This is a genomic window from Algoriphagus sp. Y33 (genome assembly GCF_014838715.1).
Taxonomy (GTDB): Bacteria; Bacteroidota; Bacteroidia; order Cytophagales; family Cyclobacteriaceae; genus Algoriphagus.
Genome location: NZ_CP061947.1, coordinates 2011943 through 2035437 on the forward strand (window position 1 = coordinate 2011943; position 23495 = coordinate 2035437).

Consider the following 23495-nt stretch of genomic DNA (forward strand, 5'->3'; position numbering starts at 1 on the left):
AGTTATGAAAAGAATATATATCCCAATTTTAGTATCCCTGATTACTGCCTTTTTTTCTTGCGTAAGCCAGGAGAATAGTGATGAAGTAAGCACATTGATTGAAGCCAAAAGAGCCGAAGTTGCACCTGACAAAAGGGTTGCGATTTGGGACTTAAAATTTGAAAATGATTCTTTGAAAGGGGAAACTGATCTGATTGATGCCTTGGAAGAACTACTAGCCGAGCTCAAGTCTCAGGAAATCAGTTTTACGGATGCGGTGCACCGGTTGCCTGATTCATCACTTGGAGAAAAAACCAAAGCCTTGGTAACTATCTCTGTTGCTAATATCCGAAGCAATCCCAAACACTCTGCTGAGCTTGCCACGCAAGCATTGATGGGAACACCTTTGAATGTCCTTAAAGAAGACGATGGATGGTTTCTGGTACAAACTCCTGATGGTTATCTTTCCTGGGTAGACAGAGCAGGAATACAGCTGATGAGCGAAGCGGAATTGGAGCGATGGCACAAAGAGCCGAAAATAGTTTTCACTGCACTCAGCGGCCACCTTTGGCAAAATACTGATCAGAAGGAAATGGTGTCTGACCTCGTAGCCGGAAATATCCTAACACTCCAAGAAGAAACAAAGGATCAGTTGAAGGTAAGCCTTCCCGACGGACGTGAGGGTTGGATTTCGAGTAGCGAGGCCCGGGACTGGGAAAGCTGGATAGCATCCAGAGAGACATCACCGGAGGCTTTAATAGCTACGGCGAAGCAAATGATGGGTATTCCTTATCTCTGGGGCGGAACTTCCATCAAAGGAGTGGATTGCAGCGGTTTTACCAAAACGGTATATTACCTCAATGGACAAATAATACCCCGGGATGCCTCCCAGCAAATCCATGAGGGTGAACTGGTAGATGCAGATAAAAACTGGGATAAACTGCAAGTGGGAGATTTGCTTTTTTTCGGCGTAAAAGGTACTCCTGAGAAAAAAGAGCGGGTAGTACACGTGGGCATGTGGATTGGGAATAGAGAATTTATCCACTCTAGAGGTTTGGTGAGGATTTCAAGCTTTGACCCTGAAAATCCCAATTACGATGAGTATGAATTAGGAAGATACCTTAGAACCAAAAGAATTGTCAATGTTCCTTCGGAGCATGTTTTATCCGTTTCAGAACTGTTAACCAACAAATAAAAATATGTCCATCACCAAACCTTTTTTAGGAATTGCAATGGTAATTAGCTTGGGTCTTTCAGCTAATGCCCAACAAGTCACCGGCTTTTTCCCTCAGGATAAAAGCAAGCAGACAGCCATCGAGCAGGATTTGCTGAAAGCTATCAACTTTGAAAGCTTCAAAGCCCATCTAAAAGAGCTGACCAAATCACCACATATAGCAGGGACACCCGAAAATGAAGAGGTAGCAACTTACTTGACCAGCGTGATGAGCGAAGCAGGAATGGACGTGATCTCCTACCCTTATGATGTGTATTTGCCAAATGATCCCGGAGAGTCACTTCTGGAGATCATCACACCAGACAAGATCACATTATCTCAGCAAGAGGGCCCAATCGAAGGCGATCCATTCTCCACAGATCCCAGGCTTCATAAGGGATTCAATGCTTATTCCGGCTCCGGAGATGTCACGTCTGAGGTGGTTTACGCTAATTATGGCGTAAAGGCCGACTTTGAAAAACTTGCTGAAATGGGAGTTGATCTAACAGGAAAAGTAGTCATAGCCCGCTATGGAGGAAACTTCCGCGGATACAAGGCACAATTTGCTGAGCAATATGGAGCTGCTGCATTGATTATTTATACTGATCCAAAAGATTCCGGATTTGAGAGAGGCGATGTATATCCGGATGGGCCATTTTATAACGAAACTACTATTCAAAGGGGTTCTTTGCTGACGCTAGATTACACCGGAGATCCATTGACCCCGTTTGAACCTGCGCTTCCACTGGATGGCGACAAAAAAGTGAAGCGTTTGGATCCAAAAGATGTTGCTTTTCACTCGATCCCTGTTTCGCCGATAGGATATGGTGCGGCCAAGGAGATTTTGAGCAGAATGAAAGGTTCTTCTGTGCCTGAAGAATGGCAGGGAGGGTTGCCTTTCGAGTATAGAATCACCGGAGGATCAGAATTGAAAGTTCGGGTGAAAGTGGAGCAACCCATTGATTATATCAGGGCAAATAATGTGGTTGGAAAGTTTGTTGGGAGTGAATATCCCGACGAGTGGATCATTCTGGGAAGTCACTACGATGCATGGAGCTTTGGTGCTACTGACCCGAATTCAGGTACTGCAATGATGCTCACACTTGCTGAAGCATTGGGAGAATTGATCAAAAAAGGAGAAGGCCCAAAAAGATCAATCCTGATAGGGCATTGGGATGCCGAAGAGCAAGGTGTGATCGGTTCTACCGAATGGGTAGAACAGTTCAAGGATGAGCTGGGAGCAAAAGCGGTAGTATATATGAATTTTGACGCAGCGGTTTCAGGACGTAATTTTGGTGTGTCCGCTGCCCCTACGCTGAAGAATCTGATTATAGAAGCTTCCAAGGAAGTTGCTTATCCGGATTCAGCGAAGTCAGTCTATGAGGTCTGGGCCGGAAAGAACGAAGAGCCTAGAATCGGAAATCTCGGAGGTGGATCTGATCACATTGCCTTCTATATGTATGCCGGAGTGCCAAGTTTGAGTGGAGGAACCGGTGGAACTTCTGCCTATCACTCTAACTATGACAACTTCCACTATTACAGCACGTTTGTGGATCCTACGTTCAAAATGGGCGGAACCGTAGCTTCAGTGATTGGTGTACTTACCCTACGGTTGGCTAATGCCACCATCATTCCTTATGATGTTCCTAAATATGCGCAAGATTTGAGAATGCATTTTGACAATGCCGTGAATTCCGTTAAGGAGTTGGACTCCACATTCACCTCTTTTGACAAAGTAGATGCTGCTATCAATAAACTGAAATCCAGTTCCGATGCTTATCAAACTGCTATGAATGCTGCTTTGGCAGCAGGAAAGCTCTCTGAAAAAGAAATAGTCGCATTGAACAAAGGATTGATCGCATTGGAGAAAAGCTGGATCGACCCCAAAGGTATGTACTTTGGCAGCTGGTATAGATCGCTCTATGTGAGCACAGATCCATTTTCTGGCTACGCATCATGGATATTGCCAGGCATCAAATACGAGGTAGAAACCAAATCAACAGGCCGCTTGGAAGAATGGGATGCCCGCTATGCTAAAGCAATTTTGGACTTGAGCAAGAAAGTGGAGAAGCTGACGAGACTCGTTGATTGACGTATCTCGTATATAAGTAAAACTGGGAAATTCAATAAAATCCAAGGGTGGAAACTTTTCACTCTTGGATTTATTCTTTATAAATTCAGCAATGGAAAATCAGGATGTACGCTGGAAACAACGGTTTGATAATTTAAAGAAAGCTTTTTTTCAATTGGATAAGGCAGTTCGCCAGGGTGATTTTAACGAATTAGAAAGGCAAGGGCTTATCAAATCATTTGAATATACCTACGAACTGGCATGGAATACCATGAGAGATTTTCTTATACAGAAGGGAAATACCGATCTGATGGGTTCGAAAGACACAATTAGATTGGCTTTCCAAGTAAATTTGATCCAAGATGGGGATCTCTGGATGGAGATGGTTAAAAGTAGAAATCTAACCAGTCACACCTACAACATGGAAACAGCAAGCTTCGTAGAGAATGATATAGAAAAGAAATTTCACCCAGCTTTCAAAAAATTAATTGAAAGACTTGATTCAGAAAGTTAATTTAATGCTTATGATCAAAGATTTGCTAGCGGAAGAAATTGGCATTTCAGATGCCCATTTAGAGGAAATAAGGAATTTCGCCCAAAAATATCCAACCATTGAAAAAGTCATTCTTTATGGCTCACGTGCAAAGGGGACTTTCAAACCGGGAAGTGATTTGGACTTGGTGATAGTAGGAGATCAACTCGAATTTAAAGACCAGTTGAATTTCTCAGGAGACCTTGATGATAGCTACCAGCCTTATTTTTTTGATGTTGCTATATTGAGTTACATCAATAATGAAGCATTGCTAGACCATATTAGGAGAGTGGGAAAAGTGATTTATGAAAAAAACCGATGAGAGGCATCTGGCTGCTCTTATCTACTGTAATGGCATATTTGATAACTGATAGTTAGATCCATTGCCTATTTTAAAGAACTACGCGATCATAGATAAGAGTAAGAAAAACTAACTTTCTTGTCAAATAGCTTTGAATTCGCTATATTCCATAATTGATTATTTTTAAGCATCAAACGGTACAATCAAGGGAACCATATCACAGGCTTAGCTTTTATAGCAATCGGAATTTTGATCAAATTATTCCCGAATTTACTAGCAGGCTATAATCAATTATCCCAGAGAGAAAGAGAAAATTCGATAAGCAACGGCTTGCCTACATTCGCATTTATTGTCTTTTGTCTCATGGGGTTAATAATAATTGCCGGATATTTTGCTGCATTTGGGTTAAATAAGCCAGATCTAAGTGGAAGTATTAATATTTCCGTAGTCTTAATAGGTGCAGTAGTTTTGATTGTTTTTGGGAAAAAGTTTACAGATTCGCCAGTAAGGTAAATTGATGAAACCCTGTTATCCTGCTTCTCCAGAAGCAGGATTTAATTGATCCTTTCGTCACCGCTCGTAAAGTCCTCTCTTATGAATGCTTTTGTAGAAATGCTAATGCAAAACTAATGCAAAATCTGGGTTAAACAGATGTGACCAACTTAAAACAGCCTTACACAAAACTCACATCAGCCAGCTGCTCCCTTAAATAAGCCTTCATCTCCTCTCCTTCTTCCACTTTGATTTCTCCAGGCAATCCCAGAATAAATCTGGCCAAACCCGGCAACTGGGGTACCTCTCCATTGAAATAATATTGATTTCTGTTCTTGATAGCCATAAATGGGCGGGCATTCGGATGCTCTTCCATCATCAGTTGATAGGCCTTCTTGCTTAGTTTTAATTTTACCTTGAACTTATTTTTACCGGTAAACCCAAATAGCTGCGTTCCGGGAAGCTGATGTTTCCCTTCATATTTCCAAGTTCCCTGACTTAAGACCACTTCCCCGATCCGCTCGATTTTGAAAACCTTCATGCTTTTACTTGCAGGTTCGAACGCATGGATAGTTTCGTAATTTGAGGAAAAAGCCACGGGCTCGACTAAGCGATCACTGGTGGTATCCGAACTGAGGGAATAATAATCCTTTAGCCAGACTTGCACTTTCTGCTGAATCCCCCGGCCGATTTCATCTACCAGTCTTCCTAAGTTCGCTTTAAAAAGCTGCTCTGTTCCCTGTTTTACTTCTGATCTTACATCAAGCTTTTTGATAATCGAATCGTGAAGTAAGTTATTCTTGCCCTGACTTTCTATCACACTTCTCAGCCATTGACTTTCCTCCTGCGAAAAAGCCCCGTAATTCAAGGTTTGATCAGTCCCTGGGCGCTGTTGAATTTTGTATTTACTGAATTCCTTCACCACCTCGAAACCCAATGCTTCCAGCAGCTTGAAGTAGCGATAGATCGTCCGCTCGTCCGTCTCCAAAAGTTCGGCAAGTCTGTGCACAGGCTTACCAATATTGCTTTGCAAAAGGTTTATCAATTTGAAAACACGAAGTATTTTTTGCTGTTCGATCTTTCCTGCCTGGCTCATAATTAGTTTAGAAAGTTAAAAGTAAGCAAATCAGGTAAAGTATTTAGCAAATTGACGCGTATTGTCAGTTTATCTAACTTACTTTTTGTAGTTGTAAGTACAAATTTCCTCCTATTTTTAGCTTAATGAATGAGTTACAATCCAATCTGTTTTTAGAAAAGGCACGATTGAAGGCTTTCGCAATAGGTTTTCTATTTCTTCTGGCTTATTGGGCTTTTGGGTACGACGGCATCACATTCAGTGACGACGTCTATTACTTACTCGCCGGCAAAAAATTCTGGGCTGGAGAAATGGTAGTAAATGACTACCATTTCTCCAGCCGATGGGGTGCTTATGTTCCGGCTGGACTTATTGGATTTTTGTTTGGTTTTGATGCCCATATCATCTCTCTGATTTCACTCATTAGCTATGTTTTGACGCTCTTTTTGGTACTCAAAATTCTTCCCAAATCAGTCCCTCCTTGGATACTCGTCCTATGGTTTTGTACGCAGGTTTATTTTCTTCATTTCCTCAGCAAAGTCTATCCGGACAGTCTTTTGGTGCTCTTTGTATGCCTAGTTCCTGTAGCAGCCAGCTACCGAAATGCTAAACCGGTATTTTCTGGATTCATGTTGGCTCTGGCTTTATTTTTAGGTTTTCTAACAAAGGAAACCAGTGTATTATTGGCCCCGTTTCCCCTTTTACTTTTTGTATTTGATCTGAAAAAGGAGTCACTATCCCAAGCCTTTTACTTATCCATTTTCGTCACAGGGATTGTGCTTCTCAGTGTCTACTTAGGCTATTTTTGGGTCAAATTTGACGATCCATTTCACCGTATCAGTTCTATTAATGCCGGCCATTACATTTCTGAATTCACTTATGCTGACAAAAGTTGTTGGTCAATGCTAAAAAGGTTGACAATTTTACCCATCATTACTTTTGTAGAGCGGTCTTATTGGGCTTGGATTGTCTTTGCCATACCGGGGATAGCCCTCGGATTGAAAACTAAAAGATCTCCTCAATTTGAATTCAGTTTAGCATTTCTATGCCTCCTGGTTGGCTTTTGGTTGATGAGTTCCACACTGGAATTTTACAATCCAATTTATCTCAACCCGAGACACCTGATCATACTTATTCCCATTCTTGCGATGTTGATTGCATTAGGCTGGAAGGAATGGCTAAGTGACGGAAAATGGAGATTCAGAATAATGGGATTACTTACCATGGGCACTGTAATCGGTATCGTACAGACGGACTGGAAAATGGCAGGATTTCAACTCGCATTGGTGGTAGCTGTATTTGTCTATCGTACAAAATTTCAGTCTATAGTTTTCGCCGGAATTCTGGCTGCTCCAGCCTTAATGGCTATCCCGTATCAACAAAATCTGAAGCAATACAATTTTATGATTGAAACTTTAAGTAAAGAAGTTCAATCATCTGGAAATCAGTCATTTTTAGTAACCAATGATTTCTTGGAATTCAGTGATCAGGTGCTTTTCCCTGATGATGAAATCAGTCAAGAAAAGCTCAATGGATTAGAGTGTCTCTCAAGGTGGAATGAACCAAAAACGGATACTGTTAGGCTTGTGCTATACTCCTATTACAGGCATGCCTATCCTCAGGAACAAGAGGAAATTGACCGTGTACTGCTGAAGCTTCAAAAGCTGGGATACACCTTACAGCAAGAAGAAAGTGACGGAGTAATATGGAAGGGAATCTATGTGGAAGAGCTGAAATAATTTAATATGATTATCCGTAATCGAGCCAGTTGCCATATTTTCTTTATTTACCTGGCTGGAAGATCGAAGTCGGGTGACCGAAGTGGCCTCAATGCTAGTGTTGACCAAATCCTATATTGCTTTAGTCTCTCTACTGGCAGTAAAGCGGATATACTCCTGTATTATAAAATCTGCGGCGATCAGCGTTCTTTTCAGCGATCATCTGCGGGAACCATTTGAAAACGTTCAGAAAAAAACCAAACACACTGACTACTGTCTCTAAAAATGCTTCCTGTCTAAAATTTCCTTTAGCACCACCGCATCTTTGATGGATTGAGGATTTTTAAGCATGCGTGCATAGCGGCTTTTCCCACTACCGGAAGATTCCACAGTCACTTCCTTCAATGAAGGAATCTCAGGAATACCCTTGGAAGTTTTAGTCAGATCAGATTCTGTTTTCTCAAATGCCCCCTGATAATATTCAATTTCATCGTCAGCCTCTTCCATTTTTTTGGTCGGGAACCGCTTCACTGCCGGAGGTGGATCTGCTCTCCATTCCGGTCTTACGACGGGCTCAGCAGTACGCTTGTATTCCACCGGCTTTGGTTGATCTACGGGAGCAGGCTGCATTCTGGACTTTTGCGGCTCTACAGGCTTTGGCTTCTGCGCATTACGGATTTCACGCATCAAATCCTCAAATGAAACAGGTTTCTGGTCAGGCTCATCCACCATTTCCTGTGGCTCTCCATCCTGATTCTTTTTCCTGCCTTTGGTAGCCTGATAAATAAAATAAGCCAATATGGCGACGATATAAAGTATATTTCCTAAATCCACAGGGGAAGTTAATCCATTTCATTTAGTATTACATATTTTTTTACCGCGGAGTTTGCGGAGGGTGATGTGGAGCGCATGATTCGATTCTTTTCAACTTAAAAATTGAACATTGAATTTGATCATTGATTACTTTTACAATAAAACCCTGACCACTGCGACTGAAAACTGATCACTACTTTTCCCAGATGCTACACCATAAATCTTTGGACAATCTCCCAAATGATCTTATTTTGTTTGATTATTTAAGACAAATCAAAAAGGATGCTGCTCAGTAAGCTGGAGATCAAAGGGTTCAAGAGTTTTGGGGATAAAATGGTGATCAACTTCGACAAGGGAATCACCGGTGTGGTAGGGCCAAACGGCTGTGGCAAATCCAATGTCGTGGATGCCATCCGCTGGGTGCTCGGAGAACAAAAAACCCGTATGCTCCGCTCCGACAAGATGGAGAACGTGATTTTTAACGGTACCAAAAACCGTAAAGCATCCAACCTTGCCGAAGTGTCCCTGACATTTGAAAACACCAAAAATCTACTTCCTACCGAATACACCTACGTCACCGTCACACGTCGGTACTACCGATCCGGAGAAAGTGAATATCAAATCAATGGAGTCACCTGTCGCCTGAAGGATATCACGAATCTCTTCATGGATACCGGGATCAATTCAAACAGCTATGCCATCATCGAGCTGAAAATGATCGATGAACTCCTCAATGACAAGAATAACTCACGTAGGGATTTGTTCGAGGAAGCTGCGGGAATTTCAAAATTCAAAAACAGAAAGAAGGAGACGCTCCGAAAACTTCAGGATACAGACGATGACTTGGCACGTGTGGAAGATGTGCTTTATGAAATAGAAAAAAACCTGAAAAGCCTGGAAAAACAGGCTAAGCAGGCTTCTAAGTATTTTGAGATTAAAAAGGATTATAGAGTAGCAAGTATCAATCTAGCAAAGAAAAGCATAGAGAAATACAGTAAATCGCTTATTGAGGCAAATCATAAAATCCAGGAAGAAGGAGACAAAAAACTACAACTTCAAACGCAGGTTGCAGACCAAGAAGCGCTACTCAGCCAATTAAAGGCTGATTTGATCCAAAAAGAAAAATTGCTTTCAAGCCGCCAAAAAGCACTGAATGAACATGTAAATAAGATCAGGACTTTTGAGTCGGAAAAGAAAATCAAAAATGAACGCCTGAGATTTTTGGAAGACCGATCCCAAAAATTGAGGGAACAGATTGATGCTGACCGAAAGTCAAATGATCGCGCAGGCTTTAGTCTCCGATCTCTAGAGCAGGAAAAGGAATCAGCCGAAAAGATGCTTGCCGAGAAGGAAATGATCGTTTCGGAACTACGGGAAGCTTACGAAAACCAAAAGTCAATTCAAGCTGAGAAGCAACTGGCCCAAAAGACAATCAATCATAACTTCGAAGTCCTTAAGGAAAAAGTCTATCAGCTAAGTAAGGATATTGAGATCAAACAAATTCAGCTTTCTACACTTAAGCAGGAATTGGAAAGAACTTCCAGCGATGATTCCAGCCAAGAAGCCAATCTAGTTGATTTCGAAGAGAAACTGATTGCACTGAAGGCCGAACTCGATGAGTCAAACAGTGGCTATCAGGAGTTAAAAACTAAGCAGGAAGATCTGGATCAGAAGATCGAAGAAACCAATCGGGTGATCGAAATGATCCGTGAGGAATTGACACAATCTTCCCGTAAACTCGACTCCAAAACCAACGAGTACAACCTCACCAAATCTCTGGTCGAGAATCTGGAAGGTTTTCCTGAGGCAATTAAATTCCTGAAGAAGAATCCAAGCTGGGGAAAGGATGTACCGCTCCTCTCCGATCTGCTGACTACCTCAGAAAAGTATAGAGTCACCATTGAAAATTACCTGGACAGCTACATGAATTATTATGTAGTGGAGACGGAATTGCAGGCAATTACTGCCATCCAACTACTGAGTGACTCTGCGAGAGGAAAGGCCAATTTCTTTGTGCTTGAGCATTTTGAGCGGTTCAAACCGAGTCAAAACAAGCTTTTTGCCAATGCAATCGCAGCTACAGAGATTATAGAATTTGATGTAAAGTATTCCCGCTTGATCAATTTCATTTTGGATAATGTGTACATAGTCCAAGGTGAGCACAGAGATTTCCCTCAGGATACTGAGGCCGTCTTCATCTCCGAGAACGGCAAATATACCAAGCGGAAATTCAGCATTTCAGGAGGTTCTGTGGGCCTTTTCGAAGGGAAAAGAATCGGTAGAGCCAAGAACTTGGAGAAGCTTGACAAAGAAATCAAAGAACTAAACAAGAAAGTCAGCAGCACCAGAAATAACCTGGACAACAAGTTGTCTGAACTTATGAAGCTGAAGGAGATCAGTTATAAAAAGACTTTGGAAGAATGGCAAAATAAGATCAATGCCATCAATCAGGATTTCGTATCTGTTCGAACCAAAAAGGAACAGCTGGCAGAATTACTCAGCTCCAATGCAAATAAGCGGGAGGATATTCTGGACAGAATCGCTTCCATAGAAGAAAGTTTGACCGAGATTCAGCCACAGCTCTTTGATGAGCGGGCGGAATTTGAAGCCATGCACGACGAGCTCGAAGAGCTAAACGAGTCCTACGAAAAGGAATCCGGACTACTTACCGAAAAATCCCAAGCTTTCAATGCCGAAAATATTCTGTACCATCAGCATCTGAACCGTGTGACGAGTTTGGATCAGGAAATAGAGTTTAAGCAATCGGCTTATGAGGGCTCCAAAGAACGGATAGAGAAATCTCAAACTGAGCTTTCCCAACTGGACACGGAAGTCAAATCCCTACTTGACAATAATGAAGTGAAGGATGACGAATTGATCGAATTGTATTCAGAAAAAGAGGGAATCGAAAAAGGCGTACAGGAGGCAGAGAAGGATTATTATGCTTCACGGGGATTGATAGACGAGACTGATCAGAAGATCCGGAGTTTCCAAAAATCAAAAGAAAGCTATGATCAGCTGATTCATGAACTGGAGAATGCAGTAAATGAAATCAAACTGAAAATGACCGGAATGAAGGAAAGGCTCAGTGTGGAATTTGAGCTGGATCTGGATGAATTGATGGAGGAAAATCCTGAAATAGATGAGGAATTCAGGGAGTTTGCCGAAGACAAGCTCCGTGATCTTGTCAGCAAACAAAAGGAAAAACTCGATAAAATCGGCCCAATCAACCCCATGGCGATGGAAGCGTATGATGAGATCAAGGTTCGGTATGACTTCATTACCACTCAAAAAGAAGATTTAATCAAAGCGAAAGAGTCTTTGATGACGACGATCAAGGAGATCGATCAGGTTGCCAAGGAGACCTTTTTGGAAGCTTTCGCAAAGATCAAGGAGAATTTCATCAAAGTTTTCCGCTCCCTCTTTACCGAGCAGGACGATTGTGATTTGACCTTGGTAGATCCAAGTAATCCTCTGGAATCTGCGATAGAGATTATGGCAAAGCCAAAAGGTAAGCGACCGCTGACAATCAACCAGCTATCCGGAGGAGAGAAGACGCTTACGGCTACTTCCCTACTCTTTTCTATTTACCTGCTGAAGCCTGCGCCTTTCTGTATATTTGATGAGGTGGATGCACCGCTGGATGATGCCAATATTGATAAGTTCAACCAGATTATCCAGCAATTCAGTGGAGAATCCCAGTTTATCATAGTCACGCATAACAAGCGTACCATGGCCAGCACGGATATTATTTATGGAATTACCATGATCGAAGCCGGGGTTTCTAGGGTAGTTCCGGTTGATTTGAGGGAGTTGGTCTAGAAGATCATTTCAAAAACCTAATCTGAAGATTCAGTTTAAAAAAACACTGATCCCCTACTTTATAGACTTTACCAAAATCATGTCTGGAACTACTCGCCGTTTCAAATTTTGTATTGTTTAGCAAGTAGTCTTCAAATTCATTTCTATTGTAAATATGGTAGCATACTATTTCGCCACCTTCTTTGACTATTAGATAACCTCCCGTAGCTTCCAATTCTCCAGTCCATACTTTAGCAGGCATCATTCCCAACGCAATATCAGTCAACAAGCGTTTGACTTTATAGAGGTAAAATGGATGCTTAGTGTCAAAATTGTAACCTATCGGATTTGCTGCAGAGACTTTTGAAACCAATTCTTTTGTTTTCGAAATAGTTGCACTAAAAAACAGTTTAACCATTTCAGCAAGTATTGCCGGCAAGGCACTATCTATCAAAGTAAGATTATTTCCAAAAACTGCACTCTCAGTACGTGTATATTCTAGATTTCCGGAAAATCCCCTGATTCTCTCAATTCTATCTTTAATCTTACTTTTAGTAGCTATCGCGTTGATTTCATTGATTTGCAACTCTGATAAAGAAGCTCCGGTTATTTTATAGATAAAGTTGGTAGTTCTACCGGCGTTTAGAAGCGTGGAAGCCCCTCCTAACTGGGATTTGATACTAAAGCCTAATTGAGGAGTTGTCCCTGTTCTTAGGTCATGCAGTACTATATCAATATCACTTTTAACTGTAGAATTTGCTTTTAATGAATGGCATTTGTAAGAATTTATAAAGTCAATCACTTCATCCACAGCAAAAGCTCCGGAAGCTTTTTTCATTTCCTTTAGAAGAATCCGGGCCATTTCACCAAACCGCTCAGTAGGAATTCGTAATGGTTCTTCTTTAGCTAAGTTAAATAATGAAGAAGATTCAACTCCTTTATGAGCTATTTCCACAAAATCATCTTGGACAGAAAACTCGAAAATGCCATTTGATTCAGTTCTTATAACTTTCAGTACCGGAAATGCCAATTCATCAATTCTATTCAATTGACCGTCTCCGGCAAAAAGTTTTCTGTCTGAGATAATCTTAAAAAGTGCATATAATTCGCTCCATTCTCCTTTGTTCCCGGTAAGCATCATAGGGTTTTTAGGGTTAAAACCAAGGAATCGATGTGGCTCTCGGTCAACAATAAAATCTTTCCACATTTCTTTAGTGAAAATCTGTCTACTGAAAACTCTACCTGTTTGATACCTGCATAATCATGTCTGTTTTCTTTTTCCCGCTTGTAAAATTGTGCTCTTGAAGTATTGATAAACAAGGAGATGAAATAATCGACATTTAAATAAGAGATCTTAATATCCAGCCCATCCATGTAATCAGTTCTCATAGAATAGGTAACCTTATCGAATTTTGCGGACTCAATCAATAAATAAACAAAATGTAAATCCCTGATTAGGCTTGGGTAGGTTCTGAGAATTCTATTCTTTAATCCCCCAAGGTCAAACACTTCTCCCTTAAAAATAAAATGGTTGTTCTCGATTTTCCCAAAGCTATTGATATAGCTTTCGATAAAATCATTTTCACTTGGGATCTTAAGTGAAGCAAAAAAAAGGTAATAAAAAACCTGTATAAAAGGTGGGAACTTAGTGTGCTCAACCTTAAAATCCTTTGGTTTAGATTCTCCTGAATAAGTTAACTTTTCAATTTGATCCTCTAACTCTTTGACTGCTATTTTGGGCTCTCTTATTACGGACATATAATTGTCTGAAATTACGATGTCCCAAATATTTTTAAAAAACATCCATCTTTTCTAAGATTTGCCGGGCGGTTGCCCTGATTGCGGGTACCGCCACAGAATTTCCAAATTGTTTGTAAGCAGATGCATCTGCAACGGGAATAACATACTCATCAGGAAAACCCTGAAGCCTTGCCCATTCTCTTGGTGTCATTTTCCTTATTCCAAGTCGGTTTACTTCTCCTTTGATATGGGTAACAGGAGTGAAATCTTCCAATCGATGATCATACACCAGATTGCGCTCTCTTCCCATTCCCCCGCACACCACTGCATTGGCAATTCCATCATCAGGAATAATCTCATATCCAAACCCATTTCCTTTTCCCTCATGTCTGGCTTTGTGCTCAACGAGGGTTTTCATGTACTGCGTGGAAAGGTAGTATTTGACAGAAACCACTGTTTTTTCCTTTACGTCTTCAAAAGAAACTGCCTGATCAAGAGGAGCCGGATAATCAAAATCACTGACACCAAGATCCGCTCTAAATCCCACAATAAAAATCCGCTCTCTATTTTGAGGCACTCCGAAGTTCTTTGCATTCATCACCTGCGGATCAGGCACGTAATACCCCAGATCTTCTCTCAATACATTAAGTATTGTTGCCAAAGTTCTTCCTTTATCGTGATTGCGCAGCCCTTTGACATTTTCCAAGAAGAAGGCTTTTGGCTTTTTCCTTCTGATAATCTCAGCTACATCAAAAAACAAAGTTCCCCTGGTATCTTCAAACCCACCTCTTTTTCCTGCAATCGAAAAAGCCTGACAAGGAAACCCCGCGCAAAGTACCTCAAACCCATCAGGTATAAATTGCTTTGTTTCTTCCTTTGTAATATCCCCAAAAGGAACTTCTCCAAAATTAGCTTGGTAAGTCTTTTTGGCTTGCTCATCCCATTCGCTGGTAAACACACACTTCCCACCCAAACTTTGCATAGCCATTCTAAAGCCCCCAATCCCCGCAAATAAATCGATGAATTTGAATTTTGGTTCTTCAGGAGCGGGGAATTGAACATCTGACTTTGGGTCAGAAAGCATATTCTCAAGTGCTTTTTCAGCATCAGGCATGGAAATATCCACGTCAGGATATTTATACTCCAAGGCCCTTTTCACATGCTGAATGGCTTCGTTTTTATAAAATTGAGAAACTCCGTTCCGGCTATTATGCATGTAATGCGTAAAGGCAGCTTTGCCAAAATCAGAAGGTTCAACTTCTTTTCTCTTCGGCTTCTGACTGAAAACCTCTTCTAGGGATATGCTTTCGTTAAATTTCATTCTGGGTAAAATTAGGCAGAGTCGGCACTTTTCAACAAACTGCCCTCAACTAATTCTCATTAAAATAAGGTACTTCAAATATAGACTATATCTGCTTTTTTAACTCTAAAGCGATTAAAGCGTCAAAGGAAGTGGGGAACTTTATCATTTAGGCCACTTCGGTCATCCGTCATAGGTCTTCCAGTCAGTTAAACAAGGTAAATATGGTTACTGGCAGCGTTGAGGATAATCATATTCAAATATATCCATTATCGCTTTAGCCTCTTATATGGAATTGGATAATATTAAAAAATTGACATCAATCGTCAGTTCTAGCTGTATACTGGTGACCAATCACATCCAAAATCTTCTTCAAACAGATCCCTGTTTCCTTCTTCACCTCAAAATCCCAAAATCTAATCACTGTCCAGCCTTTTGAATGGTAAAAACCATTGACTTCTCGATCCCGCTGCATATTTCGCTCGATTTTGGAAATCCAAAATTCTTGGTTAGACTTGATGGTAAGTTTACGGTTTTCCCAATCGTAGCCATGCCAGAAAGATCCATCTACAAAAATCACAAGTTTGTGCTTCTTTATACTGATATCAGGCTTTCCCATAAGAGCTATCTTTGGCGTCTTGTACCTCACTCCCGCTTCCCAAAGTGCTTTTTTCAGCAGTTTCTCAGGTTTTGTCCCCTTTGACTTGATTTTGGACATGTTCAGTGAGCGGGCTTTTGTAGTATAAAAACCATTCTCTTCGCAGAATTGCGCGACGGCAATTTTAGGAACAATGTATTTTTTAGAGCCCAATGGGATAATGTTTTGGTGGATATTCCGTGATAGAACCTAAGAAACCGGAATAAAGTTAACGATGCTATCCTCCACTTTATACCCTCTTCTCCCAAAACTTCAATTTCCCTTTATTACCTGACTTGATCAGTCGGTAACTTTCGGGTATCTCGGAAGCATCACCGCAGTAGGTTACGATTCTGGTTTCAACGGGTAGTTCTTCAAACTTCTTCCGGATTAGCTTCTTATACGCATGATATTGCTCATGGTTGATGGAGTTATCCTTGTGCAGTTTATCTCTTAGATCTATGTTTTCTTCAAATGCATTGAAAAAATAAAAGGAATCGAATTGATTAAAATCCAGATTCCTCAAATCATCACAGATGAAATTTGTATTCTCTACCTGATACTTTTCTGCCAGTTTTCCTGAGATTTGAACCAGATTCATCCGCTGCTCCACTCCGGTAATTTTAGCTTCAGAATTTACCGCCGCTACCAAGCAAAACTTTCCAACTCCCGATCCTAAATCCAAGACAGATTTGCCCCCTCCCTCCCCCAAATATGCTATAGCTTTCTTTGCTACACCCACAGGCGTCCAATGTGTGCCGGAGAGTTTTTTGATTTTTACAGGGTAAAGCAAATCAAATTCTTCGTCGGTTAGTTCTCTCAATTCCATGATCCCCCAAAAGTATTCAGCTTTTACTTAATTTTAAAAACACGTAAAAATAAACAACTCAATAAGTAGAAGACGTCAAATCTAATGGTAATGAAAACCCAACCCGAAGTTTGGTTAAGAGGGCCCGTAACCGGTTTTTCTTCAGCATTGCAACCAGTGGTGCATGCTATTTTGCAGGCACAGGAAGAAATCCATCAGCTGACGAAAGACTTTCCTTCCGACTTACTTTGGGAAAGACCTGCGGGAATGGCAAGTCCCGGATTTCATCTTCAGCATATCGCAGGAGTACTGGATCGCATGGTCACATATGCTAAAGCGGAAATCCTAGCTCAGCAACAATTTGATTATTTGAAAAATGAAGGGCTGGCCAATAAAGACCTGACTACAGAAATTCTAGTCGGAAACTTGGACGATCAGATCACTGAATTCTTGGATTTTCTTTCTGTCCTCGATGTCAATACCTTACCTGATTTCCGGGGAGTGGGAAGAGCACAGTTGCCTTCCACTGTCGGTGGATTATTGTTTCATGCTGCAGAACATACCCAGCGGCATGTTGGGCAATTGCTGGTCACGGTAAAGGTTATACTGGCTAACTAAAATCAGGTCCTTCCACATCTTTGATTACGAGAAGTTCTCCAATCAAAATCACCTGACAACTTACCTCCTCCAAACCTTCAACACAGTCTTATATAGGCAACAGTAGAAAACTTTTTTCTTCTGTTGCCTTTTCTGATCACTCCGTCTTGAGACTCACCGCCGGATTAATCACTGCCGCACGGACTACCTGATATCCCACTGATAGTGCTGCTATCAAAAATGAGCAGCCTACTGCAATGGCAAATGTCCAAACGTCCAATTTGATTTTGAATGCAAAATCCTGAAGCCAATTGTTCATAAACCACCAGCCCAGTGGTGCTGCGATAAGAAATGCGATCACTATCAGCCGGACGAATTCTTGTCCAAAAATCCAGATAATATGGCGTATCCCACCACCCATTACTTTTCTGATGCCTACTTCCTTGGTTTTCTGGGCAACCATAAAAGAGACCAATCCATACAAGCCAAGACATCCGATGAAGATTGCTATAAAAGAAAAAACCTGAATTCCCCTTAGAATAGTTTCCTCGGATTCGTAAAATTGGGCAATACTTTCATCCACAAATGAGTACTCGAAAAGTTGATCCGGATAGTGTTCTTGCCAAAGCTTCTCTATTTCACCCAGGGTAGCAATCGTTGTGTTACTGTTGATCTTAATGGCAAAGTTGGAATACCAATTACTTCCGGTAGCAATCAATGCTGCGGAAATTTCCTCATGGAATGATTTATCATGAAAATTCCGGACTACTCCTACAATGGGCCCTTTCATCGATCCACCATTCGCATAGATCATTTTTCCAAGTGCTTCTTCATATGATTCTATCCCAAGTTTGTGAAGTAAAGCTTCATTTACTATCACCTCCCGCACTGTATCTGAGGGAAGAATATTTCTCCCAGCCAATAATTCCAAATCAAACGTGGAGATATAATCTGCATCTGCCAATTTCATATTTGTCCGAAAATTTACCTCTTCAGTATCACTTTCAAACCTGATAGAATTGCCCCAATCATTGGATGAAGCAGGAGCCGCAAGGCAAAGCGAAACTTTTTCCACTCCGGGCAACCTTAAAAATTCATTCTTCAGCGTGTGCATAGTATTCAGAGAATCCCCACCCAGTTTCACCATCACCAGCGATTCTTTGTCGAAACCAAGTTCCGCCTGTCTGGAAAAACGCATTTGATTCATAATGACAATCAGACCTATAATCAACACCTGTGAAATAGCGAACTGCGTAACAATAAGTGAGCGCCGGGTATTGAAGCCGCCCAACTGCTGCATGGAAAGTTTTCCCTTCAGTGCAGTCACCGGCTTGAATCCAGTCAGTATAAGCGCCGGATAGCATCCTGCCAGAACAGTAATCAGGATACCCAGACCTGCAATAAACAGCAGGAACACTCCGTCTGCACCGAAATTCAGCGGTATCTGTGTTTTGAAAAAAGAATTGACGGAGGGCACCAAGAAATATGCTGCCACTACTGCCAAGAATATGCTTGCGGACGTGATTATGGCTGTTTCCATAAGGAATTGCCAGAAAAGCTGTCCGCGGAGACTGCCCAGAACTTTTCTTACGCCCACTTCTTTTGATCTCTTAAGCGCCTGCGCTGTAGCAAGATTCACGAAGTTTACACAGGCTGTAATCAAAAGGAAAATCCCAATAGCTGACAGAATCCATAAATCAGACTTCTCTATAGCTCCTCCAAACTTGCCATTGAAATGAATGTCCGACAGCGGCTGTAATTTGTAGTGATGTACATTCTTACTAGTTGGCCGGAACTGTTTTACATAAGGCTGTAGCGCTTCCTCTACCTGCATGGGAGTCACATGAGGCTGAAGCAAAGTATAGCAATACATCCCACTGCTGATTCCTCCCCAGGCATTTTCGCTTGCCAGCCAGGGATTAAAATCCTTCAACGTAGGATAAGAAACAAATAGCTCCGTTTTGATATCCGTGGTAACAGGCAGATCCTTCAAGATGCCCGTAATGGTAAAAGGTATTTTATTGTTGTAGGAAATAACTTGGCCAATGGGATTCTGGGTTCCAAAATACTTCCGAGCCATGCGTTCGGTGATGATTGCAGTATTTGGATCATTTAATGCTGTGGTGATATCCCCTTGGGAAAGCGGGAAATTAAAGATTTCGAAGAAAGTTGGCTCTGTAAAAGCTATACCCTCTGGTTCTTTGATCTTCACCAGCTCCCCACCCCGTTCAAATGTGATCAGCGCATCGGTTTCATTAAACACTCTTGCTACTTTCTCTCCATAGGTGTGATTTTCCCTAAAAACTTCTCCCAATGGTGAGGGGACTGCATTGACAAAAGAAACTGTTTCACGATGCTGCTCTGTTACAATTCGGTATATTCTATCCTTATTTTGGTGAAAATCATCAAAGCCGGTATGATGCTTCACCAGTGCGAAAATTAAAATGCAGCAGGTGATGCTGAGTGCCAGTCCGGCAATATTGATCAGTGCATATTCTTTGTTCCGAATAATGGTTCTCCATCCGATTTTGAAATAACTTTTATACATACCGTTTGTGTTAAATTTTTGATATCCTTTTCTTGATTTGATAATACCCGGACGAAAAAGCAGCACTACATCGACAATAAATTTCCAGTCTGCTTTACGTTTTCCGAATTCTTTGTAGCGGCGGTCATATACTTCCAGTAGATCTCCTTCTATGTAATCCAGCAGTCTTGGTTGACAAAACCAGCGGAAAAAGCTCAGGAAAAGCCCGGGAGGAGAAATTTGTTCTTTCTTCATCACTTATATTCCTGCTAAGTTTGATTGCCAAATTGTTTCTGGGATCGCTCTCCAGAGTTCATCCCTGGTATCTTTGGCATATTGAATAGCTTTCTTTCCAAGTGCCGTAATTTCGAAATACCTCCTGGGGCGGCCTGCCCTCTCCTCGGTAGATTTACCCGCATAGGATTTGAGGTACCCCTTACCCTCCATCCTACCCAATGCTGTGTGTAGCGCTCCCATACTCACAGTTCTGGTGAGTCTGGATTCTATTTCATCTTTGATCGCAACGCTATAGGCGGCATTGTTCAGAATTCCCACCGTAAGGATTACGATCTCTTCAAACTCGCCCAGTTGATAATAAACTCGCCCAGTTGATAATCTTTCATAGCATACAGTATATTCTCCAAATGTAGGAGTAATAGTCGTGCCAATATAAAACAACCCAATTCTGACTAATGAAAGGTTATTTCTGAACTTTAGGCGTACGCAATGGAACATTATTGGTCGATAATGGACTTTTATAAAAATTCCGGTAACAAACTTCCTCGGTAAAAGAAGATAAAAACACTCTGGGATTCGGTAAACTTTAGTAATTCAGTCAAGCAAGCGTCATTTGTCTTACGGCAAGAAGGAGCAGAGAAATTATACAGCGATGGATTCAGATAGAACCACATCTAACTTATTCTTTGCACTTTTACTTTTTCGGTAAAAATGATATCCCATTAATCTCATAATTTGCAAATCCTTTGGCTAAGAAAACAATCATGAGGAGGGACTTTACAAACAGGCATAAAAGTGTTGTTGGGAAATATGACTCCGACTTCCTACCCTCCGGTAGGCGGCGCTCAGTCTGACAATTATCGCTAATACTGTGTCCTTCACGGTTAAAAGTCTTTCAGAAAAACTTTAAATAAACCTATTCTCCAAATGCATAAACCTATTAAGCTACTTCTTTCCTGTAGTATATCACTTGTTGTTTTTTCCAACTGTACACCCGAAAAATCTCCTTTTGACATCTCTCCTGCAGATTCCCTGGATCCAAAAAGGATGGAAGCACCCTACCCTTCCATAAGTATTCCCGAAGGAACGGATATGGAATCCCCACGCTGGAAAGGCATTGACTTATCTCCCCAGCCTCCTGTGGTTCCGCTATCTGCAAATGAGCAGCTGAAGACTTTTGTGCTGCAGCCTGGCTATAAGTTGGAACCTATTCTTTCCGAACCTCAGATTCGGGAACCCGCTGCGATACAGTTTGACGGTAATGGGAGAATGTATGTCCTGGAACTGAGAACATACATGCAAGACATCGATGCCAATGGTGAACTGATGCCGACCTCCCGCATATCAAGATGGGAAGACAAGGACAACGACGGCATTTATGAAACAAGTGTCATCTTTCTGGATAGTCTGATATTTCCGCGATTCGTAGTTCCTTTTGGGAAAAATACCATTTTATCCATGGAGTCAAACGAGGATAATGTCTACAAATACACCGATACCAATAACGATGGTAAGGCAGACAAAAAGGAGCTTTTTGCAACCGGACTCGGAAGATCCGGAAACGTAGAGCACCAGACGAGTTTCCTGACTTGGACTATGGACAACTGGATGTATAGCACCTACAATTCGAAAAGGATCCGCTGGACACCCGATGGGGTCATTCAGGAACCTACAGGAAATCCTTACGGGCAATGGGGCGTAACCCAAGACAACTATGGACAGGTATGGTTCCAAGACGGTGCCGGCGGAGTCCCTCAAAACTTCAATTTGCCAATCGTCTACGGCAACTTTGCGATCAAGGGACAGTTTAAAGATGGCTTTAGAGAACCGTTTAGCTTGGTGAAGCTGGCTGATTTCGAACCCGGAATGAGAGAAACAAAACCTGATGGCTCACTGAGTAATGTAACCGGTTCAGCTGGAAACGATGTGTTTCGAGGCGATAGACTTCCAAAGGAAATCCAAAATCAATACTTCTATGGTGAACCTGTGGGACGAATTGTACGACAAGTCCAGGTAGAGAAATCGGAAGGACTTTCCTATATCCAAAACCCTTACAGAGAAGCTGAAACTGAATTTATCCAATCTACCGATCCGCTTTTCCGACCCGTGGATATGGCAACTGCTCCCGACGGCACGATGTATATCGTCGATATGTATCGTGGGATCATCCAGCAGGGAAATTGGACTCAGGACGGCAGTTACCTACGCACCAAAATCCAACAATACCAAATGGATGATATCATAGGCAACGGAAGGATTTGGAGATTGACCTACGAAGGAATGGAAAGAAACAAGGAGAAGCCGAGGATGTACGAGGAAACTTCCGCCGAACTCGTACGCCATCTGAGCAATCCAAACGGCTGGTGGCGCGATCAGGCACAGCAGCTGATCATCTTGAATCAGGATAAATCCGTGGTGAAAGAGTTGGAAAATCTGGTGAACACTTCCGATAATGAATTGACCCGTATTCATGCACTATGGACACTGGAAGGCTTAACTTCTCTGGATCTTGCCCTCGTCAAAAAACTGATGAAGAATTCCAGCCCCCAGATACGTATCCAAGCATTGCGTGCCAGCGAAAGTCTCTATAAGTATGGAGAGAAAAGTTTGGCAGCTGATTACAGAGAAATGATCAAAGATTCAGCTACAGATGTGGCATTACAGGCATTGCTGAGTGCTTATGTATTGAATGTTGACCAGGTGGAAGAATTGATCAAAGCTACGCTGAAAGAGAACCAAGCACAGGGAATTCAGGTCATAGGGACTCAGCTTTTGGAACGTATTGCTAAGGAGAAGGAACTCGCAGCTACCCAGTATGCTCCTGAGGAATTGGCGCTTTTTAATAAAGGAAAAAGCATTTTTGACAGCTACTGTTCTACCTGTCATGGTGCAAAAGGGCTTGGAACTCCTACCGGCGGGGGACAACTGATTGCACCTGCTTTCTCAGGCTCTCCTAGAATTATGGGGCATCCTGAATATGCTGTTAAAACCCTGTTGCATGGCTTGACCGGTGCGATTGATGGCAAAGAATACGAAGGTGTGATGATTGCTATGGATAGCAATGACGACGAATGGATCGCATCAGTCATATCTTACATCCGCAATGAGTTTGGTAATTCGGGAAGTTTCGTGAGCCCTGAATTTGTAACTCAAGTGAGACAAGAAACTGCAAGCAGAGAAGGCACCTACCAATTTGATGAGCTGATTCAGGAAATTCCCAAGGCACTTAGCTATCAGGATAATTGGAAAATCACTGCAAGCAGCACGGCACTACAAGGTGTGGGCTCCACGAAAGATCCTTCTTATGCTTTTAGCTTCAAAGGATGGAAAACAGAAACTCCACAAGAATCCGGGATGTGGTTCCGAATCGAACTTCCAAAAGAAAGAAACTTGACAGAAATACAGTTTGATGCGGGAGATAAAGAGTTTCCCAAAAAGTATAAAGTGTCACTTTCCGTTGATGGAAAAAGCTGGACAGAAGTTGCCAATGGATCAGGCGTCAAAGGCTTGAACACCATTCAATGGAAAGCTGAAGAAAACGCAAGATTCCTGAAAATGGAAACTGTTGAAAAAGGCGAAGAACCCTGGGCAATGAAGCAATTGGTACTCTTTGCCAGATAATATTCCACAGTCTGCAACTTTACTAAACTTAGA

General features: G+C 41.7%; 18 protein-coding genes. 9 read left to right on the forward strand and 9 right to left on the reverse strand.

Features of this window, described 5'->3' with window-relative positions; genetic code table 11:
• The first annotated feature begins 4 nt into the window (after positions 1 to 4).
• From ID165_RS08120 to ID165_RS08140, 5 genes are all read left to right on the forward strand, one after another.
• Positions 5 to 1174, forward strand: a complete 1170-nt coding sequence (locus ID165_RS08120) for a C40 family peptidase (RefSeq protein WP_192349858.1) — start codon at positions 5 to 7, stop codon at positions 1172 to 1174.
• 4 nt (positions 1175 to 1178) lie between these two features.
• Positions 1179 to 3284 carry a M28 family peptidase gene (locus ID165_RS08125; RefSeq protein ID WP_192349859.1) on the forward strand — a complete coding sequence of 702 codons (2106 nt, stop codon included), beginning with the start codon at positions 1179 to 1181 and terminating at the stop codon, positions 3282 to 3284.
• A 91-nt stretch (positions 3285 to 3375) separates the two neighbouring features.
• The gene (locus ID165_RS08130; protein ID WP_192349860.1) at positions 3376 to 3777 is read left to right on the forward strand and encodes a nucleotidyltransferase substrate binding protein; all 402 of its coding nucleotides are present in this window, start codon (positions 3376 to 3378) and stop codon (positions 3775 to 3777) included.
• A 10-nt stretch (positions 3778 to 3787) separates the two neighbouring features.
• Positions 3788 to 4117 (forward strand): nucleotidyltransferase domain-containing protein, encoded by a 330-nt coding sequence (locus tag ID165_RS08135; RefSeq protein WP_192349861.1) that lies wholly within the window; start codon positions 3788 to 3790, stop codon positions 4115 to 4117.
• Between the two features lie 195 nt (positions 4118 to 4312).
• Positions 4313 to 4609 carry a DUF3784 domain-containing protein gene (locus ID165_RS08140; RefSeq protein ID WP_192351384.1) on the forward strand — a complete coding sequence of 99 codons (297 nt, stop codon included), beginning with the start codon at positions 4313 to 4315 and terminating at the stop codon, positions 4607 to 4609.
• Positions 4610 to 4769: 160 nt separating this feature from the next.
• Here the strand turns inward: ID165_RS08140 and ID165_RS08145 are convergent, their stop codons facing one another.
• Entirely contained in the window at positions 4770 to 5684 is a 915-nt protein-coding gene (locus tag ID165_RS08145; protein WP_192349862.1) for a YafY family protein, read from the reverse strand.
• A gap of 125 nt (positions 5685 to 5809) precedes the next feature.
• On the opposite strand from ID165_RS08145, the gene ID165_RS08150 reads away from it, so the two are divergent.
• Entirely contained in the window at positions 5810 to 7402 is a 1593-nt protein-coding gene (locus ID165_RS08150) for a hypothetical protein (RefSeq protein WP_192349863.1), read from the forward strand.
• Between the two features lie 258 nt (positions 7403 to 7660).
• Here ID165_RS08150 and ID165_RS08155 read toward each other — a convergent pair whose 3' ends face one another.
• Positions 7661 to 8215 (reverse strand): hypothetical protein, encoded by a 555-nt coding sequence (locus ID165_RS08155; RefSeq protein ID WP_192349864.1) that lies wholly within the window; start codon positions 8213 to 8215, stop codon positions 7661 to 7663.
• A gap of 261 nt (positions 8216 to 8476) precedes the next feature.
• Between ID165_RS08155 and smc the strand changes: the two genes are divergently transcribed.
• The gene (gene smc / locus ID165_RS08160) at positions 8477 to 12016 is read left to right on the forward strand and encodes a chromosome segregation protein SMC (RefSeq protein ID WP_192349865.1); all 3540 of its coding nucleotides are present in this window, start codon (positions 8477 to 8479) and stop codon (positions 12014 to 12016) included.
• Between the two features lie 4 nt (positions 12017 to 12020).
• Here smc and ID165_RS08165 read toward each other — a convergent pair whose 3' ends face one another.
• The 5 genes from ID165_RS08165 to ID165_RS08185 form a co-directional block, all read right to left on the reverse strand.
• Positions 12021 to 13202, reverse strand: a complete 1182-nt coding sequence (locus ID165_RS08165) for an HpaII family restriction endonuclease (protein ID WP_225587032.1) — start codon at positions 13200 to 13202, stop codon at positions 12021 to 12023.
• Complete coding sequence (locus tag ID165_RS08170; protein ID WP_225587033.1) at positions 13133 to 13753, reverse strand: hypothetical protein; 621 nt, start codon at positions 13751 to 13753, stop codon at positions 13133 to 13135. The genes ID165_RS08165 and ID165_RS08170 overlap by 70 nt, the downstream gene beginning before the upstream one ends.
• Positions 13754 to 13787: 34 nt before the next feature.
• Complete coding sequence (locus tag ID165_RS08175; RefSeq protein ID WP_192349867.1) at positions 13788 to 15056, reverse strand: DNA cytosine methyltransferase; 1269 nt, start codon at positions 15054 to 15056, stop codon at positions 13788 to 13790.
• A gap of 298 nt (positions 15057 to 15354) precedes the next feature.
• Complete coding sequence (locus tag ID165_RS08180; protein ID WP_225587034.1) at positions 15355 to 15846, reverse strand: very short patch repair endonuclease; 492 nt, start codon at positions 15844 to 15846, stop codon at positions 15355 to 15357.
• A 76-nt stretch (positions 15847 to 15922) separates the two neighbouring features.
• On the reverse strand, positions 15923 to 16501 hold the full coding sequence (locus tag ID165_RS08185) for a class I SAM-dependent methyltransferase (RefSeq protein WP_192349868.1): 579 nt from the start codon (positions 16499 to 16501) through the stop codon (positions 15923 to 15925).
• Between the two features lie 90 nt (positions 16502 to 16591).
• On the opposite strand from ID165_RS08185, the gene ID165_RS08190 reads away from it, so the two are divergent.
• The gene (locus tag ID165_RS08190) at positions 16592 to 17098 is read left to right on the forward strand and encodes a DinB family protein (protein WP_370539742.1); all 507 of its coding nucleotides are present in this window, start codon (positions 16592 to 16594) and stop codon (positions 17096 to 17098) included.
• Positions 17099 to 17234: 136 nt separating this feature from the next.
• Here the strand turns inward: ID165_RS08190 and ID165_RS08195 are convergent, their stop codons facing one another.
• Both ID165_RS08195 and ID165_RS08200 read right to left on the reverse strand, forming a co-directional pair.
• Positions 17235 to 19859, reverse strand: coding sequence for an ABC transporter permease (locus ID165_RS08195; protein ID WP_192349870.1), 2625 nt, complete (start codon positions 19857 to 19859; stop codon positions 17235 to 17237).
• A gap of 3 nt (positions 19860 to 19862) precedes the next feature.
• Positions 19863 to 20339, reverse strand: a complete 477-nt coding sequence (locus tag ID165_RS08200; RefSeq protein ID WP_192349871.1) for a helix-turn-helix transcriptional regulator — start codon at positions 20337 to 20339, stop codon at positions 19863 to 19865.
• Between the two features lie 429 nt (positions 20340 to 20768).
• Here ID165_RS08200 and ID165_RS08205 point away from each other — a divergent pair, with 429 nt between their 5' ends.
• Positions 20769 to 23462: a discoidin domain-containing protein gene (locus tag ID165_RS08205; protein ID WP_192349872.1), complete on the forward strand. Its 2694-nt coding sequence runs from the start codon at positions 20769 to 20771 to the stop codon at positions 23460 to 23462.
• Positions 23463 to 23495 lie beyond the last annotated feature (33 nt).

Excerpts from the sequence above, each read along its gene's own strand:
- ID165_RS08120 (WP_192349858.1), top strand. The coding sequence starts at position 5 with ATGAAAAGAATATATATCCCAATTTTAGTATCCCTGATTACTGCCTTT.
- ID165_RS08125 (WP_192349859.1), top strand. The coding sequence starts at position 1,179 with ATGTCCATCACCAAACCTTTTTTAGGAATTGCAATGGTAATTAGCTTG.
- ID165_RS08130 (WP_192349860.1), top strand. The coding sequence starts at position 3,376 with ATGGAAAATCAGGATGTACGCTGGAAACAACGGTTTGATAATTTAAAG.
- ID165_RS08135 (WP_192349861.1), top strand. The coding sequence starts at position 3,788 with ATGATCAAAGATTTGCTAGCGGAAGAAATTGGCATTTCAGATGCCCAT.
- ID165_RS08145 (WP_192349862.1), bottom strand. The coding sequence starts at position 5,684 with ATGAGCCAGGCAGGAAAGATCGAACAGCAAAAAATACTTCGTGTTTTC.
- ID165_RS08150 (WP_192349863.1), top strand. The coding sequence starts at position 5,810 with ATGAATGAGTTACAATCCAATCTGTTTTTAGAAAAGGCACGATTGAAG.
- smc (WP_192349865.1), top strand. The coding sequence starts at position 8,477 with ATGCTGCTCAGTAAGCTGGAGATCAAAGGGTTCAAGAGTTTTGGGGAT.
- ID165_RS08165 (WP_225587032.1), bottom strand. The coding sequence starts at position 13,202 with ATGTGGAAAGATTTTATTGTTGACCGAGAGCCACATCGATTCCTTGGT.
- ID165_RS08170 (WP_225587033.1), bottom strand. The coding sequence starts at position 13,753 with ATGTCCGTAATAAGAGAGCCCAAAATAGCAGTCAAAGAGTTAGAGGAT.
- ID165_RS08175 (WP_192349867.1), bottom strand. The coding sequence starts at position 15,056 with ATGAAATTTAACGAAAGCATATCCCTAGAAGAGGTTTTCAGTCAGAAG.
- ID165_RS08185 (WP_192349868.1), bottom strand. The coding sequence starts at position 16,501 with ATGGAATTGAGAGAACTAACCGACGAAGAATTTGATTTGCTTTACCCT.
- ID165_RS08190 (WP_370539742.1), top strand. The coding sequence starts at position 16,592 with ATGAAAACCCAACCCGAAGTTTGGTTAAGAGGGCCCGTAACCGGTTTT.
- ID165_RS08195 (WP_192349870.1), bottom strand. The coding sequence starts at position 19,859 with ATGAAGAAAGAACAAATTTCTCCTCCCGGGCTTTTCCTGAGCTTTTTC.
- ID165_RS08200 (WP_192349871.1), bottom strand. The coding sequence starts at position 20,339 with ATGTTCCATTGCGTACGCCTAAAGTTCAGAAATAACCTTTCATTAGTC.
- ID165_RS08205 (WP_192349872.1), top strand. The coding sequence starts at position 20,769 with ATGCATAAACCTATTAAGCTACTTCTTTCCTGTAGTATATCACTTGTT.